The sequence below is a fragment of the Rhizobium sp. P32RR-XVIII genome (assembly GCF_012641395.1).
In the GTDB taxonomy this organism is placed as follows: Bacteria; Pseudomonadota; Alphaproteobacteria; order Rhizobiales; family Rhizobiaceae; genus Rhizobium.
Map to the genome: position 1 here is coordinate 943,353 of NZ_JABAIH010000001.1, position 15,471 is coordinate 958,823.

At 63.1% G+C, this 15,471-nt stretch carries 15 protein-coding genes; 13 read left to right on the top strand and 2 right to left on the bottom strand.

What is annotated here, in order from left to right; all coding sequences use genetic code 11:
* Positions 1-59: 59 nt before the first annotated feature.
* From HGP14_RS04800 to HGP14_RS04810, 3 genes are all read left to right on the top strand, one after another.
* Positions 60-302, top strand: a complete 243-nt coding sequence (locus tag HGP14_RS04800; RefSeq protein WP_168828692.1) for a type II toxin-antitoxin system ParD family antitoxin — start codon at positions 60-62, stop codon at positions 300-302.
* Positions 303-447: 145 nt separating this feature from the next.
* A complete protein-coding gene (locus HGP14_RS04805) occupies positions 448-2,253 on the top strand; it encodes a GGDEF domain-containing protein (RefSeq protein ID WP_168828693.1) in 1,806 nt (601 codons plus the stop codon).
* Between the two features lie 78 nt (positions 2,254-2,331).
* A complete protein-coding gene (locus HGP14_RS04810) occupies positions 2,332-3,330 on the top strand; it encodes an NAD(P)H-quinone oxidoreductase (protein WP_168828694.1) in 999 nt (332 codons plus the stop codon).
* Positions 3,331-3,345: 15 nt separating this feature from the next.
* On the opposite strand, the gene HGP14_RS04815 is transcribed toward HGP14_RS04810, so the two are convergent.
* Positions 3,346-4,779 carry an MFS transporter gene (locus HGP14_RS04815; protein WP_168828695.1) on the bottom strand — a complete coding sequence of 478 codons (1,434 nt, stop codon included), beginning with the start codon at positions 4,777-4,779 and terminating at the stop codon, positions 3,346-3,348.
* Positions 4,780-4,884: 105 nt separating this feature from the next.
* Here HGP14_RS04815 and HGP14_RS04820 point away from each other — a divergent pair, with 105 nt between their 5' ends.
* The 3 genes from HGP14_RS04820 (at position 4,885) to HGP14_RS04830 (ending at position 7,520) form a co-directional block, all read left to right on the top strand.
* Positions 4,885-5,505, top strand: coding sequence for a metalloregulator ArsR/SmtB family transcription factor (locus HGP14_RS04820; protein WP_168828696.1), 621 nt, complete (start codon positions 4,885-4,887; stop codon positions 5,503-5,505).
* 116 nt (positions 5,506-5,621) lie between these two features.
* Positions 5,622-6,629 (top strand): asparaginase, encoded by a 1,008-nt coding sequence (locus HGP14_RS04825; protein ID WP_168828697.1) that lies wholly within the window; start codon positions 5,622-5,624, stop codon positions 6,627-6,629.
* A gap of 141 nt (positions 6,630-6,770) precedes the next feature.
* Positions 6,771-7,520: a hypothetical protein gene (locus HGP14_RS04830; protein WP_168828698.1), complete on the top strand. Its 750-nt coding sequence runs from the start codon at positions 6,771-6,773 to the stop codon at positions 7,518-7,520.
* Here the strand turns inward: HGP14_RS04830 and HGP14_RS04835 are convergent.
* Positions 7,495-8,250 (bottom strand): DeoR/GlpR family DNA-binding transcription regulator, encoded by a 756-nt coding sequence (locus HGP14_RS04835; RefSeq protein WP_168828699.1) that lies wholly within the window; start codon positions 8,248-8,250, stop codon positions 7,495-7,497. The two genes, HGP14_RS04830 and HGP14_RS04835, sit on opposite strands and share 26 nt — an antisense overlap.
* Positions 8,251-8,370: 120 nt before the next feature.
* Between HGP14_RS04835 and HGP14_RS04840 the strand changes: the two genes are divergently transcribed.
* The 7 genes from HGP14_RS04840 to nadC all read left to right on the top strand — a co-directional run bounded on the left by HGP14_RS04840 (position 8,371) and on the right by nadC (position 15,311).
* Positions 8,371-8,736: a DUF4406 domain-containing protein gene (locus HGP14_RS04840; protein WP_168828700.1), complete on the top strand. Its 366-nt coding sequence runs from the start codon at positions 8,371-8,373 to the stop codon at positions 8,734-8,736.
* 84 nt (positions 8,737-8,820) lie between these two features.
* Complete coding sequence (locus HGP14_RS04845) at positions 8,821-9,438, top strand: glutathione S-transferase family protein (protein WP_168828701.1); 618 nt, start codon at positions 8,821-8,823, stop codon at positions 9,436-9,438.
* A 547-nt stretch (positions 9,439-9,985) separates the two neighbouring features.
* A complete protein-coding gene (locus HGP14_RS04850) occupies positions 9,986-10,882 on the top strand; it encodes a LysR substrate-binding domain-containing protein (RefSeq protein WP_168828702.1) in 897 nt (298 codons plus the stop codon).
* 100 nt (positions 10,883-10,982) lie between these two features.
* Positions 10,983-11,870 carry an NUDIX hydrolase gene (locus HGP14_RS04855; protein WP_168828703.1) on the top strand — a complete coding sequence of 296 codons (888 nt, stop codon included), beginning with the start codon at positions 10,983-10,985 and terminating at the stop codon, positions 11,868-11,870.
* Between the two features lie 69 nt (positions 11,871-11,939).
* Positions 11,940-12,911 (top strand): quinolinate synthase NadA, encoded by a 972-nt coding sequence (nadA, locus tag HGP14_RS04860; RefSeq protein ID WP_168828704.1) that lies wholly within the window; start codon positions 11,940-11,942, stop codon positions 12,909-12,911.
* The gene (locus tag HGP14_RS04865) at positions 12,908-14,446 is read left to right on the top strand and encodes an L-aspartate oxidase (protein WP_168828705.1); all 1,539 of its coding nucleotides are present in this window, start codon (positions 12,908-12,910) and stop codon (positions 14,444-14,446) included. The genes nadA and HGP14_RS04865 overlap by 4 nt, the downstream gene beginning before the upstream one ends.
* A 1-nt stretch (position 14,447) precedes the next feature.
* A complete protein-coding gene (gene nadC, locus HGP14_RS04870; protein ID WP_205927008.1) occupies positions 14,448-15,311 on the top strand; it encodes a carboxylating nicotinate-nucleotide diphosphorylase in 864 nt (287 codons plus the stop codon).
* Positions 15,312-15,471: the final 160 nt, after the last annotated feature.

The window sequence follows — 15,471 nt, forward strand, 5'->3', positions numbered from 1 at the left end:
TGACTGGTCATGCATCCCGCGTAGGGCAGGTTCTGCCCAAAAACGAAGGGAGAAATTTCATGCCAATGGTCACAGTTTCCATCTCACCGGTTCAGGCAGCAGGCATCCGCGATGCCGTCGAGAGCGGCGGCTATGCGTCAAGCAGCGAGGTGGTCCGTGAAGCGCTGCGCCTGTGGGATGCCGCCCGCAAGCTGGCAGAATGCCGCGATGATGAATTGACGGAAGAAAACCGGACCAGCGAAAGCCGCTGCGTCGCAGATATGTTTGCCGATCACGAGGCTGAACGTCGGCGCTCGGCTTGAATAGGCCGTTGATCGCGCGGGCGGCGGCACCGCTCGCTCGTTCCGATCAACTATCTTCACAGAAGTTTCACATTCGCGAAAGGGTTCATTGACCCTTCTTGGTCATCTTCACTGAAAACAACAGCTTACAGTGGAGAAAGAGGGCATGTCTGTGGTTGCCGCCGTGGAGCCGGGTGTGTTGCGCCGCTACGCCAGCGATCAGCTCGTTACCCTTGCAAAACTCGTCATCGAAAATGCCTTCCAGCCCATTGTCGAAGCCGGTACGGGCACCGTCTTCGGTTATGAGTCCCTCATGCGCGGGCAGGAGCGCATCGGTTTCGAGTCTCCCGTTGAGCTGCTCGATGAGGCGCACCGCGCCAACCAGCTTCTCAATCTGGAGCAGATGGTGGCCAGCCGCGCGCTCGCGAAGTTCGTGACCTTGGGCAACTACGCCAGCTCGACCCTGTTCCTGAACCTCGACGTTCGGCTGATCGCGCGTGGCGATTGCCTGATTGAAAGCCTTCTGCAGCATCTGAAAGCCGCCAATATCCCGCCGTCTTCGGTCTGCTTCGAATTCTCGGAGCGCTTCGACAATACCCGCGTGCCGGAATTCGAGGCGCTCGTCTGCAAGCTCCGCAAGACCGGCTTCAAGCTGGCGATCGACGATTTCGGCGTCGGCCACGGCGAAATGAAGCTGCTGTGCGACTATGCCGTCGACTATCTCAAGATCGATCGCCATTTCGTCGCCGATATCGACCGCAAGCCGCGCAAGCGTCATCTGCTGAAGAACATCGTCAACATCGCCCATGTGCTCGGCACCCGGGTGATCGCCGAAGGCATCGAAACCGAAGCGGAGTTTCTTGCTTGCCGCGAATACGGCGTCGATCTCGTCCAGGGCTGGTTCATTGCACGGCCGACGACGCATACGTCCGAACTCGTATGGTCGTTTCCGCATCTGCAGGAGCTCGGCAACAGCAAGCGCAACACGCAATCGCTCGACGAAATCCTCATCCGCAAGCAGATCGAGATGCTGCCGACGGTTTACGAGAACGACAGCATCGATACGGTCTTCGAGCTCTTCCGCCGCAACCCGCGCCAGGCCTTCTTTCCGGTGCTCAATGCCAATGGTGAGCCGCGCGGTATCATCCATGAGCATCACCTGAAGGAATATATCTACCAGCCCTTCGGCCGCGATCTCCTGAAGAACAAGGTCTATGAGCGCACGGTTTCGCACTTCGTCGAGATAGCGCCTATTGTCGGTCTGGATTCGGACGCAGAGCGGCTGATGGCGATCTTCGCCAATATGGAGGGTGGTAACTGTCTGATCCTGACGGACAACATGCGCTATGCCGGCGTCGTCTCCGCCGCCTCGCTCATCAAGATCATGAACGAGAAGCAGTTGAAGACCGCGCAGGATCAGAACCCGCTGACCGGCCTGCCGGGCAACCGCGCGATCCTCGATTTTATGCGCCAATCCGGTCTCGATGGCGATGACGTACGGCATTTTTGCTATTGCGACTTCGATAATTTCAAGCCCTTCAACGATGCTTACGGTTTCCATCTCGGCGATCATGCGATCTCGCTCTTTGCCGCGCTGATGCGCCGTTACTTCTTCGCCGAGCGGCATTTCCTCGGCCATGTCGGCGGCGATGATTTCTTCATCGGCGTCGTCGGCTGGACGAAGGAGGAACTGACGGAGATCCTCGATCGCCTCATCAGCGATTTCCACGAAGACGTGCTCGACCTGTATTCCGACGACGACCGCGCAGCCGGCCGCATCCGGGGTCATGACCGTTCCGGCACCGAGGCGCTTTTCCCGCTGATGCGCTGCTCGATCGGCGTGCTTGAGCTGCCAAAGGGTCTGGTGATCGACGACATCAACCGGGTCAGCGCCGAAATTGCGCACATCAAGGCCGAAGCGAAGGAGAGCGCCGACGGGCTGCTCCTCCATCGGCTAGGCGAGGCGAATTGACGCCTCTGCGACTTCCCTTCTTTCCAAGCACCGACCGCTGAATTATCTCCTGCGCTATCGCACAAGAGGAGACCGGTCATGCCACTGCCAACCAACATGCGTTTCGTCGATCTCCCGAGCTTTGGCGCGCCTGAGGTCATGAAAATATCGGCCGGACCCATTCCGGTGCCGAGCGAAGGCCAGATCCTCGTCCGCGCGCAGGCAATCGGCGTCAACCGCCCGGATGTCGCGCAGCGCCAGGGGACTTACCCGCCGCCAAAGGATGCAAGCCCCATTCTGGGTCTCGAGCTGGCCGGTGAAGTGGCCGCCGTCGGCCCGGGCGTCGCGGGATACTCGATCGGCGACCTAGTCTGCGGCCTCGCCAATGGCGGCGCCTATGCAGAATATTGCCTGCTGCCGGTCGGCCAGGTCTTGCCGTTTCCGAAAGGCTACGATGCGGTGAAGGCCGCAGCCCTTCCCGAAACCTTCTTCACCGTCTGGGCAAACCTCTTCCAGATGGCGGGGCTGACGGAAGGCGAAAGCGTCCTCATCCACGGCGGCTCCAGCGGCATTGGCACCACCGCGATCCAGCTCGCCCGCGCCTTTGGCGCCGAGGTCTATGCGACCGCAGGCTCGCAGGAAAAATGCGACGCCTGCGTCAAGCTTGGCGCCAAGCGGGCGATTAACTACAAGACCGAAGACTTCGCTGAGGTGATCAAGGCCGAAACCGGCGGTCAGGGCGTCGACATCGTGCTCGACATGATCGGCGCTGCCTATTTCGACAAGAACATCGCCTCGCTTGCCAAGGATGGCTGCCTGTCGATCATCGCCTTCCTGGGGGGAGCGCTGGCCGAGAAGGTCAACCTGACGCCGATCATGGTCAAGCGCCTCACGGTTACCGGTTCGACGATGCGCCCACGCACGGCCGAGGAAAAACGCGCCATCCGCGACGATCTTCTTTCCCAGGTCTGGCCGCTTCTCGAAGCCGGAAAGCTCGCCCCCGTCATCCACAAGACCTTCGCTTTCGAGGATGTCGTCGAGGCTCACAGGCTGATGGAAACGAGCGGTCACATCGGCAAGATCATGCTGCGTCTGTGACCGCTCGCACGTCGCTCACCGGGCCTGCCGTTCGGTGGACGACGAGAGGGTCAAGGACGCTGTGATGGCGATCAGGCCGGGAAGGGCCATCAAGGCATAGAGCCAGTGCGCTGCCGAGATGCTGCCGGCAATGCCGCCGGGCGCGACGAGCCCGGTACCGTTGGCGATGACGCCTGCGATCGCCGCGCCGAAGGCGCTGCCGAGGGATTGCACGGTCGAGATCGCCGCCGATGCCTTGTCCTGCTCGGCGCTGCTGACAAGGCGCAGCACCTTCGTGACCAGATGCGCCCATCCGAGGCCGACGCCGAAGCCCATCAACAGCATCGCGACGGCTGCCGGTCCGAGAATGGCGAGGCTCGCAATCTGATTGTCCCGTGCAAGGAAGATCGCAAGGCCCACCGTGGCCAGCGCTTCGACGATGCATCCGGCAATAATCGCATTGCTGGCGCGCCTGCCCGTGAAGGAGGCGCTGAGGAAGGCAGCAAGCGTCCAGCCGAGGGCGACAAGCGCGGTGAGATAGCCGGAGATCAGCGGCGTCACGCCATGCAGAACCTGCAGGAAGTAGGGAATATAGATATCGCTGGTGAGCACCAGCAGCAGCGCGAACATGGTGAGATAGACGCGCGCGACCGGCTTTGCGAGCGTGACCGCGCCGGTCGGCAGAAGCCGGTTGGTGCCGCGCCGTTCGGTCACCAGCATCAGCGAAATGGCGATGACGGAGAGGGCGATCAGCGCGGCCTTCGTCCCGGTATTCTCGACCGTACCCGCGATGCTGACGAGAAGCACAGCGGCAAGAAGCAGGCAGATCTGCAGGATCGGTGTCTTGCCATGTGCACGGTCATCCGTCGCCTTCGGCAGCAGCCACGGTGCAAGAACCGCCATCAGGAGACCGAGCGGCACGAGGATGATGAAGGCGTATCTCCAGGCACTCCCTTCCGAAAACAGGCCACCCGCACTCGGGCCTAGCAGGGTCGCAGCACCCCAGATCGCGGCATAGAGCGTGGATGCTTTCGGCCAGAGCGACTCGGGATAGGCGAAGCGGACGAAGGCATAGGCAAGTGCGGCGAGAATCCCGGCGCCGAAGCCCTGCACGGTGCGCCCGGCGAGGACCACTTCCATGACCGGTGCGGCGGCGCAGACGAGACTACCCATCCCGAAAATCAGGGCACCGCAGACATAGGCGCTGCGCAAACCCATGCCGCGCGGCCGCATGGCGACGAAGATCGAGCCGAGCACGGCAGAGGCAACATAAAGCGTCGTCACCCAGGCAAGCAGCGGCAGGCCGCCGATATCGCGAACGATCGAAGGCGCAACGGTGGCAGTGATGTAGCTCTCGACCGCATAGAGCGTCACGCCGCCGCCGAGCATCAGTGTCGCCGGCAGCAAGGACGGCGTGAAAAGCTGAAAGACGGATGTCTGCGATGCGGCAGTCTGATCGACACTGCTCATAAGATTGCCTCGAAATGTTTTCTCTAGCGGGCCGTTATTTTCCAAGTTATAAATTGGAAATTACACGCTTGGCTCTTTAAAGCAAGCGATGACTTGGAAAAATAGATGCGTCAATCGCCCGCCAACCGTATCCTGCTTCTGCTGAAGACCGAAGGCCCGCAATTGGGTGCCGCTGTCGGCGAGCATCTCGGCATTTCCTCCGAAGCTGCCCGACAGCAGTTGACGAAGCTTGCAGAGGAGGGGCTCGCCGAGCCGGTGGCGGAGCAGGGCTCCGGCCGCGGCAGGCCGAAGCAGCTCTGGCAGCTGACCTTGGCAGGACACCAGACCTTTCCGGACCGCCATGCCGAGTTGACCGCAACACTTCTCACCACGCTCGTCGGGACGCTCGGCGAGGATGCGCTGGACGCGGTCATCTCCGCGCGCGAAACCGAAACGGTGAAGCGCTACCGCGAAGAGATCTCCGCATCCGATCTTGCCGCGCGTGTCCGCCAATTGGCGGCGATCCGGACACGTGAGGGCTACATGGCCGACAGTTGGATGGAAGAGGACGGCTCCTTCATGCTTGTCGAAAACCACTGCCCGATCTGCGCTGCCGCCACCGCCTGCGCAGGCTTCTGCCGCTCGGAGCTCGAGACATTCCGCAGCATTCTCAATGCAAAGGTCGAACGCGCCGAGCACATCCTCGTCGGCGCCCGCCGCTGCGCTTACCGGATCAGCGCCCACTAGGCTCGCGGACACGAGCAGGTATGAAATTGCGCCGCGCTTGCCGCCGAAAGGCGTTGCTTTATCGGCGCAAGGCGCTATGCCTTGCGCATCCCCAAATCGATCCGGATTTCTGTCCCATGTCCAATCCCGTCACTGTCGAAGTCACCCGCGGCTCGCTCGTCGAAAGCCGCCATCGCGGCACGGTGGTCGCAGTCGACGGCGATGGAAGGGTTGTCTTTGCGCTCGGCGATATCGAAGCCGGTGTTTTCCCGCGTTCGGCCTGCAAGGCCATGCAGGCGCTGCCGCTGGTCGAAAGCGGTGCGGCGGATGCCTACGGCTTCGGCAACAAGGAGCTCGCGCTCGCCTGTGCGTCGCATAGCGGCGAAGACGAGCATGTGGCGCTTGCCGCCTCCATGCTGGCGCGCGCCGGCCGCGGCGTCGAAGCGCTGGAATGCGGAGCCCACTGGTCGTCGGACCAGAAGACGCTCATCCATCAGGCACGCACAATAAAGGCACCGACGGCACTGCACAACAATTGCTCCGGCAAGCATGCAGGCTTCGTCTGCGCCTGCTGCCATCAGGATATCGATCCGAAGGGTTACATCGGCTACGACCATCCGCTGCAGCGGGAAATCCGGGCGACGATGGAAAGCCTCACCGGCGCCGTGCTCGGCCGCGACAATTGCGGCACCGACGGTTGCTCGATCCCGACCTATGCCGTGCCGCTGCGCGGCCTTGCGCATGGTTTTGCCAAGATGGCAACCGGCCATGGCCTCGAGCCGCTGCGCGCCAAGGCCTCGCGCCGTCTTTTCGATGCCTGTATGGCGGAGCCCTTCTATGTCGCCGGTAGCGGCCGCGCCTGCACGGAACTGATGCAGATCGCGCCGGGCAAGATTTTCTGCAAGACGGGCGCCGAGGGCGTGTTCTGCGCGGCGATCCCCGATCAGGGCATCTCGATCGCCGTGAAGTGCGAGGACGGAACGACCCGCGCCGCCGAGGCGATGGTGGCCGCAGCCCTTGCCCGGTTCTTCGAGAAAGGCAGCGACGTCCACGCCAAGCTGATGGCGATGGCCGTCAGGCCGATGCACAATTGGAACGGCATCCATGTCGGCGATATTCGCGTCACGGCTGCGCTCTCCGCATAGTCCGTGCCGTTGCGGCACAGGCGATTGTGGATAATCAGTAACTACTAATATGCATTAAACCAAATTCAGCGAGAGTGGATGCGCAATGGCGCATTTATCCTACCATGGCGCGACGTTCGACCCGTGCCATGAGGGCAGGATATGTTTGCAGGCCGCTATCTCTGGTGGATGCTGATCGCCGTCGCGGTCTTCCTGTTCTTTTCGATGTGCTTCGACTACGTCACCTGGGCTGTCGTTGCGATATCTGGCTGCGCCGAGATCGCCGGCTCCTGCGGGCCGATCGTTCTCACGATGGCGGGTGCGATAAAACCTGCCGGCATCGGGCTTGCGGGCGTAATCATGGTGTTTTGCACCTTCGCCCGCTTGCGCTATCTCTCGGCGAGCTGGCTCTGGGCGCTCGTTGCGCTCATCTGGTTTTCAGCAGCGGCGGCCTTCCCGGGCATTCTCGCCGCCGGTTGGACGGGTCAGTTGCGGCCGGAAATGGTCGTGGAAAGTCTCCCCGTGGCCTTCCTCTTCGTCACGGTGTTCTGCGGCTATCTCGTCATCCCCTTCGAAGAGGGGAATACCGTTCCATTCGGCCAATGGGCCTGGCTGCGGGCCGTCACCTGGCTTGCCGCCGCCTACGGCGTGCTCACGGCGATCGCGGAGACGGAAGGCTTCGGCGCCATCCCCGCGCGCATGCTCGGGATGCCCTGGATCGCGTCCGCGATCGCCGCGGTGCAGCCGCGCCTGGCCTCAATCCTCGATCTCGGCGCCGGCAGCACGACGCCAGCCTATGTCGTGCTCGCGATCTTCGTGGCGGCCGTTGCCGCAAGTCTGCTGCCGCAGGACGTCGCCCTGCTGCGTGCCCGGTTGAGCGCACCCTTCATGCTTCGAGGATCGCGGCGTTGAGCGCCCGGTAAGGGGCAAGCCGCTCCTCCGGTATTCCCGCCGAAACGATCAGTCCAGTGACTTCGGAAATTCCCAGCACAGGGCAGGGCGAGACGAGATCGAATTTCTCTTCAGTCAGCAGCACATGCGTTTCGGCCGAGCAATGGGCGATATGGCGCTTGATGGCCGCCTCCTCGAAATCGCCCGTCGACAGCCCGTGCGCGGGGTGGGCTGCGGTCACGCCAAGGAAGAAGATATCGGGCCGGAGCTGCGAGATCGCCGCCATGGCCGCCGCGCCGGTCGCCACCATCGAATGCTTGTAAAGCCGCCCGCCTGTCAGAATGACCTCGGCAGACGGGTGATGCTCCAGTTCCGCCGCGATCGTCGGGCTATGCGTGGCAACGGTAATGGCGATGTCTCGCGGCAGATGCCGGGCGACCTCCGCGGTGGTCGTGCCGCCGTCGAGGAAGATCATCTGTCCCGCCTCCACCATCTCCGCCGCCCTGGCGCCGAGCCGTTGCTTGGCCTCCGACGCAACGCTGCGCCGCGCCGAGAAGTCCGGCAGGCTGGGCGTAATCGGCATCGCGCCGCCGTGTACCCGCTGCAACAGTCCTTCCGCGGCCATCTCGCGCAGGTCGCGGCGGATCGTGTCTTCGGACAGCGCGAAATCCTCGGCGACGCGCTTGGCAATGACCTGGCCGTCGCGGCGCAGGATGTCGAGGATCAGGGATTTGCGTTGGGTGGTCAGCATCGCTCTGCACGAGATTACATGAAACGGTATGATAATGCCCGAAATGACTCGACATTCAAGAAAATTCGCGCATGATTGTGAAATTCCGTGCATGAGGCCTGGGAGTGAGGGAGTCTGACAATGTTGATTTTGATTGCGGGGCCATACAGGTCCGGAACCGGCGACGATCCGGCAAAAATGGCGGCTAACCTGAAGCGGCTGGAAGAACCATCCTACGCGCTCTTCAGGGCGGGCCATATGCCGATGATCGGCGAATGGGTGGCGCTACCGGTCTGGAATGCCGCCGGCGGCAAGTCGATCGGTGACGATCTCTACGAGGAAATCTTCCATCCCGTCGCCCACCGGCTCTTGCAGCTTTGCGAAGGGGTGTTGCGCCTGCCTGGCGATTCCAAGGGCGCGGATAATGATGTCCGCATCGCCCGGGAGCGTGGCATTCCCGTCTGGTACAGGCTGGAAGACGTGCCGGGATGCGCCAAGGTGGCCTGACCTGCGGGACCGGAAGCCGGCCCCATTTCGTCATAGGCGGCAAGTCGCGGCTGCGCTATACATCTCCCAAAAAGGGAGTCGATCATGCTGACGTTCTATTTCGCCCAGGGCACCTGTGCGCTTGCAAGCCTTATCGCTCTGGAGGAAGCGGGCCTTGCCTATGAAGCAAGGAAGATCAGCTTCAAGGATAATGAGCAGCGCTCGCCGGAGTACCTGCAGATCAATCCGAAGGGCCGGGTTCCGGCGCTGGCCACGGATCAAGGCGTTCTGACCGAGAGCCCGGCGATCCTCGCCTATATCGCGCAGATCGCACCCGCTGCAGGGCTCGCGCCGGGCGACCCGTTCGAATTCGCCCGGCTGCAGGCGTTCAACAACTATATCTGTTCCACGGTTCATGTGAACCACGCGCATGGCCGCCGTGGCAGCCGCTGGGCGGACGATCCGGCCGCCCACGAAGCCATGAAGACCAAGGTGCCGCAGACGATGACGGAATGCTTCGAACTGATCGAGGCGAAGTTGTTCGAAGGTCCATGGGTCATGGGCGAGCAGTATTCCGTCGCCGACCCCTATCTCTTTACGATGACTGGCTGGCTGCGCGGCGACGGCGTCGACCCGATGCGCTTCCCTAAAGCCACGGCCCATTACGCCAGCATGATGGAACGCCCTGCGGTGCAGCGGGCGCTGACGATCGAAAAGGCCTGACGGCGGAACGCCGGGGCTCGTCAGGGCCCCTCATCCCTGTGCTTGTCACAGGGATCCAGCAGCGCCGTGTCCATGGCGCGGAAGACTCATTTCATAGAAGAGTCATTCACGGCGCCGACACGCCGTGAATGGATTCCTGTGACGAGCACAGGAATGAGCCCGCCACGCAATTCATTTCCATTTTTCACAGAAGAACCTTGCCAAAATCACGCGCATCTCGGCAGCGGCTGGCTCTCATACCGCGTCGGCTTCGGCGCGGGATAAATCGAGGGCAGGTCGGCCAGCTGCCTCAGCGACATCGCGGCGATGTCCGGATGCGACAGCGGATCTTGGTTCTCCAAGGGCCTTGGGCCGGGCGGTTCACTCAAGAAAAACTTTAGCAATGACATGGCAATGCCTCGCTCGATTTCCGGTCGGGAATCCGAATTGCACCAACGCCTCTGTCTCGCCGGTGCCGGAACTTCGATCATCGTTCATGGCGTCAATATCGGACCGGGCCACCAGGTTTTCAATTGAGATTACCGGTGATCCGCTATAGGAAAGCTATATGCGAAATCTGAACTCCGTGCATCTGAACGGGCTGCGAGCGCTGGAGGCGGTCGGGCGTCTCGGCTCGTTGCAGCTTGCCGCCGAGGAACTCGGCGTCTCGATCGGCGCCGTCAGCCAGCAGGTCATCAAGGCGGAAGGGCAGCTTGACCGGGTGATCTTCGAGCGAACGCCGAAAGGCATGGTGGTGACGGAAGCCGGTGCGCCGGTGCTGGCCGCATTGACCGACGGCCTGACCCGCATGTCGGAGGCCGTGTCGATCGCCCAGCGCAGGGACGACACGACCCTGACGATCTCCGTCGCCCCAGTCTTTGCCGCCCGATGGCTCGTCTGGCGGCTCGATCGCTTCGCCGCGCATTTTCCGGACATTCAGCTGCGCCTCGAGGCAACGACGAACCTCGTCAATCCCTCGACCTCCGATGTCGATATCGGCATTCGCGTCGGGGCGGGGCAGTGGCCGGGCGTCAGGGCCGAGCTGCTCCTTGCGCAGGAAGTGTTCCCGGTCTGCGCGCCGCAGATGGCGCAGGACCTGAAGAGGCCTGCGGACCTCCTGAAGCTGCCGGCCGTCATCGATGGCCGCGCCATGTTCAGCTGGGACGTCTGGATGCGCGAGGCGGGCCTTCCAGGTTCTGCACCCGCAACGCGCCACGTCTTCAACGACGCCTCGCTCTGTCTCGACGCAGCGATCGCCGGGCAGGGCGTCATGCTCGCCTGGCAGACGCTCGCAGATTATTCGCTGCAGGCCGGCCAGCTCGCCGCTCCCTTCGGCATCCGCGCCAAGACGGGCTTCGGCCACTATTTCATCACCGCCGAGGGCGCGCGCGAACCGAAGAAGGTGAGAGACTTCAAGGCTTGGATTCGCGAGGAGATGGCCGGGACGCTGAAGCTCTTTTCTTGAGGAGGACAAGGGTTGGTGCATTCCGCTCCTCCATTGGCTTTGCATAGCTCCTATGGCAAAGCTGTCGAGCAACCACACACGCAGAGGATGAGATTCCACAGTGCCTATCGGCGTTGCCCACGCAGAACTGATCGCGGTCCTTGCCGCTGTCACCAATGATGATCCACGCGTCATGACGGTCGGCACCGGCGAAGCCCTGCCTTCCGGTTCCTTCGAGATGGGCCACCGCACGCTGCAGAGCGGCCTTCGCGAATGGATCCAGGAGCAGACGGCCCATCCCGTCGGCTATCTCGAGCAGCTTTACACCTTTGCCGACCGCGACCGGCAGAACGAGATTCTCGGCGGGCGAACGATCTCGATCAGCTATCTGGGGCTGGTGCGGGAGCATCCGGCGCCGGGCTGGCATAGCTGGTACGAATATTTTCCATGGGAAGACCATCGCAAAGGCAAGCCGCCGGTTTTCGATGCGCTCGTCGAGCGGCTGCGGTGCTGGGAAACGATGGATGCCGCCCGGCAGGAGCGCCGCAGGCGCCGGATCGCCTTCACTTTCGGGCTGGAGGGCGCGGTGTGGAACGAGGATCTCGCGCTGCAGCGCTACGAACTTTTGTATGAGGCCGGTCTGGTGGCGGAGGCGGGCGCGACGGCTGCGGAAAACCCGGGGCGCCGGATGTTTGCCGATCATAGGCGGATTCTTGCGACCGGCATCGCCCGGCTTCGGGCGAAGATCAAGTATCGCCCGGTTGTCTTCGAACTGATGCCGGAGAGCTTCACCCTGCTGCAGCTTCAGCGCAGCGTCGAGGCGCTGGCGGGGCTTACCCTTCACAAGCCGAATTTCCGCCGGTTGATCGATCAGCAGCAATTGATCGAGGAAACCGGCGAAATGACCAGCGAAACCGGCGGCCGCCCTGCAAAGCTGTTCCGTTACCGGCATGCCGTTCTCGAAGAACGCGCGCTCTCAGGCTCGAAACTTCCACTCTCCCGCGGTTGACATAATCTCGAATTGAGAATAATTAGCTTCGTCCTAGATATACTCATTTAGAGTATAAAGGAGATCGCCATGAATTCTGCCGTGTCCGCGTCCGCTCTCTACGACCGCGTCAGCCGCGTCATCCCCAAGGCCGAATGGCTGAGCTTCGAGGACGATGTCGAAGCGATCCTCGATCTCAAGCGCCGCCGCAACGCCGTCATTCTCGCCCACAACTACCAGACGCCGGAGATTTTCCATGGCGTGGCCGATATCGTCGGCGACAGCTTGGCGCTGGCGCGCAAGGCAATCGAGGTGGATGCGGAGGTCATCGTCCTTGCCGGCGTGCATTTCATGGCCGAGACGGCAAAGCTGCTTAATCCTCAAAAGACGGTGCTCATCCCCGATATGGGCGCAGGCTGCTCGCTGGCCGATTCGATCACGCCGGAAGACGTCGCGCTGCTGCGGCAGGCGCATCCCGGCGTGCCTGTTATCACCTATGTGAACACCTCGGCGGCGGTGAAGGCGGCCTCCGATATCTGCTGCACGTCAGGCAACGCCAAGCAGGTGGTCGAATCGCTTGGCGTGCCGCGCGTGCTGATGATCCCGGACGAATATCTCGCCCGCAACGTTGCGAAAGAGACCGATGTCGAGATCATCGCCTGGCACGGCCACTGCGAAGTACACGAACTCTTCAACGCCGACGACGTTCGCCAGCTGCGCGAAAACTATCCCGGCGTCACCGTGCTCGCGCATCCGGAATGTCCTCCGGATGTCGTAGCCGAAGCGGACTTCGCCGGTTCCACCGCCGTCATGTCCGACTACGTCGGGCAGAAGCGTCCGGCGCGAGTCGTGCTGCTCACCGAATGTTCGATGAGCGACAACGTCGCCGTGCATCATCCGGACGTCGAGTTCATCCGGCCCTGCAATCTTTGCCCGCACATGAAGCGGATCACGCTTTCGAACATCCGTTCCGCCCTGGAAGAAAACCGCCACGAAGTCACCGTTGACCCCGCCGTTGCCGTGGCCGCACGCCGGGCGGTGGAAAGGATGCTGGCGATATGACCGAAATCCTGACCCATCTTGCCGGCCGCCCGGTCATCGTCGGCAGCGGCCTTGCCGGGCTGATGGCGGCGCTGACCCTCGCGCCGCAACCGGTCGTCCTCATCACGAAAGCGGAACTCGGCGCTGAGACCTCAAGTGCCTGGGCGCAGGGCGGCATCGCCGCAAGCGTCGGCGCGGATGACAGCGCGGAGCTGCACCTTGCCGATACGCTTGCCGCTGGCGACGGCCTCTGCGATCCGGAAGTCGCCGCCGGTATCGTCAGCGAAGCGCCGGCGGTGATCGCCGCGCTGGAGAAAGCCGGCGTCCGCTTCGACAGGAATGCCGCAGGAGAGCTCTCGCTGGGCCTCGAGGCCGCGCATTGCCGCCCGCGCATCGTTCATGCCGAAGGCGACGGTTCGGGCGCCGCGATTGTTCGTGCACTGGTGCAGGCTGTCTCCTCCACTCCGTCGGTCACCGTGCTGGCCGATTTCGAAGTCCGGCGCCTGCTTCTCGCCGACGGTGCGATCGGCGGCGTCCTCTGCGCATCGAAGGGAAGGGCTTTCATCTTGCCGACGCCGCATGTCCTGCTGGCCACCGGCGGCGTGGGCGGCCTCTATGAGGCGACGACCAATCCGGTCGGTAACTTCGGGCAGGGCATTGCGCTTGCGGCAAGGGCAGGGGCCGAGCTGGCCGATATGGAATTCGTGCAGTTCCATCCGACGGCGCTCCGCTCGAAGCGCAGGCCGCTGGCGCTTGTCAGCGAGGCGGTGCGCGGCGAGGGCGCGGTCCTCATTAACGAACGGGGTGAGCGCTTCATGGCGGATCAGCCCGCCGCGGAACTTGCCCCGCGCGATGTCGTGGCGCGGGCGATCAGCGCCGAAATCGCCCGCGGCGGCCGGGTCTTCCTCGATGCCCGCGTGGCGTTGGGCGATCGCTTCCCGATGCGCTTTCCGGTGATTGACAAACTATGCCGCGAAGCTGGGGTCGATCCCGCGCGGCAGCTGATCCCGGTCGCACCGGCCGTGCATTATCACATGGGCGGTGTCGCCACGGACGAGAGTGGCCGCAGTTCTGTCCCCGGCCTCTGGGTTGCGGGCGAAGCGGCATCGACCGGCCTGCACGGCGCCAACCGGCTGGCCAGCAATTCGCTGCTCGAAGCCGCGGTCATGGGCATGCGCGCCGCCAGGGATATTGCAGGCACGGCCGCATGCCTGCGCCCGACGGCAATCGAGCCGCTGCCGCCGCAGCCCGACGCATCGCCTGTTCGCGGTATTGTTTCCGGACATCTCGGTGTCCTGCGGAACGGCGGCACGATTCACGGTGCGATCGGTGCGCTCCTGCCGCTTGTCGAGCAGGAGGGACCCGCAACCGACCCCGCCATCGTCGCCTTGCTGATTGCCGTCTTTGCGGCCCTGCGGACGGAATCGCGCGGCGCCCATGCCCGAACCGACTTCCCGCTCAAGCTTGCGAACGCCAGACGCCGTCGGATGAGCCTGCCTCAGGTGCTGAATTTTGCGCAGGCCGTCCTATCCAATCCCCTTGCCAGGAGTGCCTAACATGACGCTTGTTCCCTTGCCGCGGCTGATGGTCGAGCCGCTCGTCCGCAACGCCCTGCTCGAAGATCTCGGCCTTGCCGGCGACATCACCTCGGCCGCCGTCATCCCCGAAGACCATCGCTCGACCGTCGTCATGGCCGCCCGCCAGCCGGGCGTGATCGCCGGTCTCGACGCTGCCGAGCTTGCGTTCCAGCTCGTCGATCCTGCGATCGTTCTGACGCGTCACCTCAACGACGGCGCGGCTGCGAAACCCGGCGAGGTCATCGCCACGATCGAAGGCTCCTCGCGCGGCATTCTGACCGGCGAGCGGACGGCCTTGAATTTCCTCGGCCACCTGTCCGGCATTGCGACGGTCACGGCGGGGATCGTCGCCGCCATCGCCGGCACGAAAGCTTCGGTCGCCTGCACGCGCAAGACGACGCCGGGATTGCGCATCCTCGAGAAATACGCCGTGCGCGCCGGCGGTGGCGTGAACCACCGGTTTGCGCTTTCCGATGCCGTGCTGATCAAGGACAATCACGTTGCCATTGCCGGCGGCGTTGCTGAGGCGATCCGCCGGGCCAAGGCAGGTGCCGGCCATATGGTGAAGATCGAGGTCGAGGTCGACACGCTAAAGCAGCTGCGCGAGGTGATGGAAGTCGGTGTCGATGCAGTACTGCTCGACAACATGACCCCCGATGAGCTTCGCGAAGCGGTGGGGCTCGTCGCGGGCCGGGCGATCACCGAAGCTTCCGGGCGAGTAACGCCGCAGACGGCAGGCGCAATTGCCGCCTCCGGCGTCGACCTCATCTCGGTCGGCTGGCTGACGCACAGCGCGCCGACGCTCGACATCGGGCTCGATTGGAAATCCAACCACGGTGATTAGAGCAATCGAGAAGGCGGTTCAGACCGGCTCTCAGGTTGTCGACAAAGGTCGTTGTTGGATGCCGACGCATTCTTTTGCGTCATGCCGGACCTGATCCGGCATCCAGCAGGCGATGTCCATCGCGCGAAAGAGTCTATTGCGATCAATGACTTGATCGCGC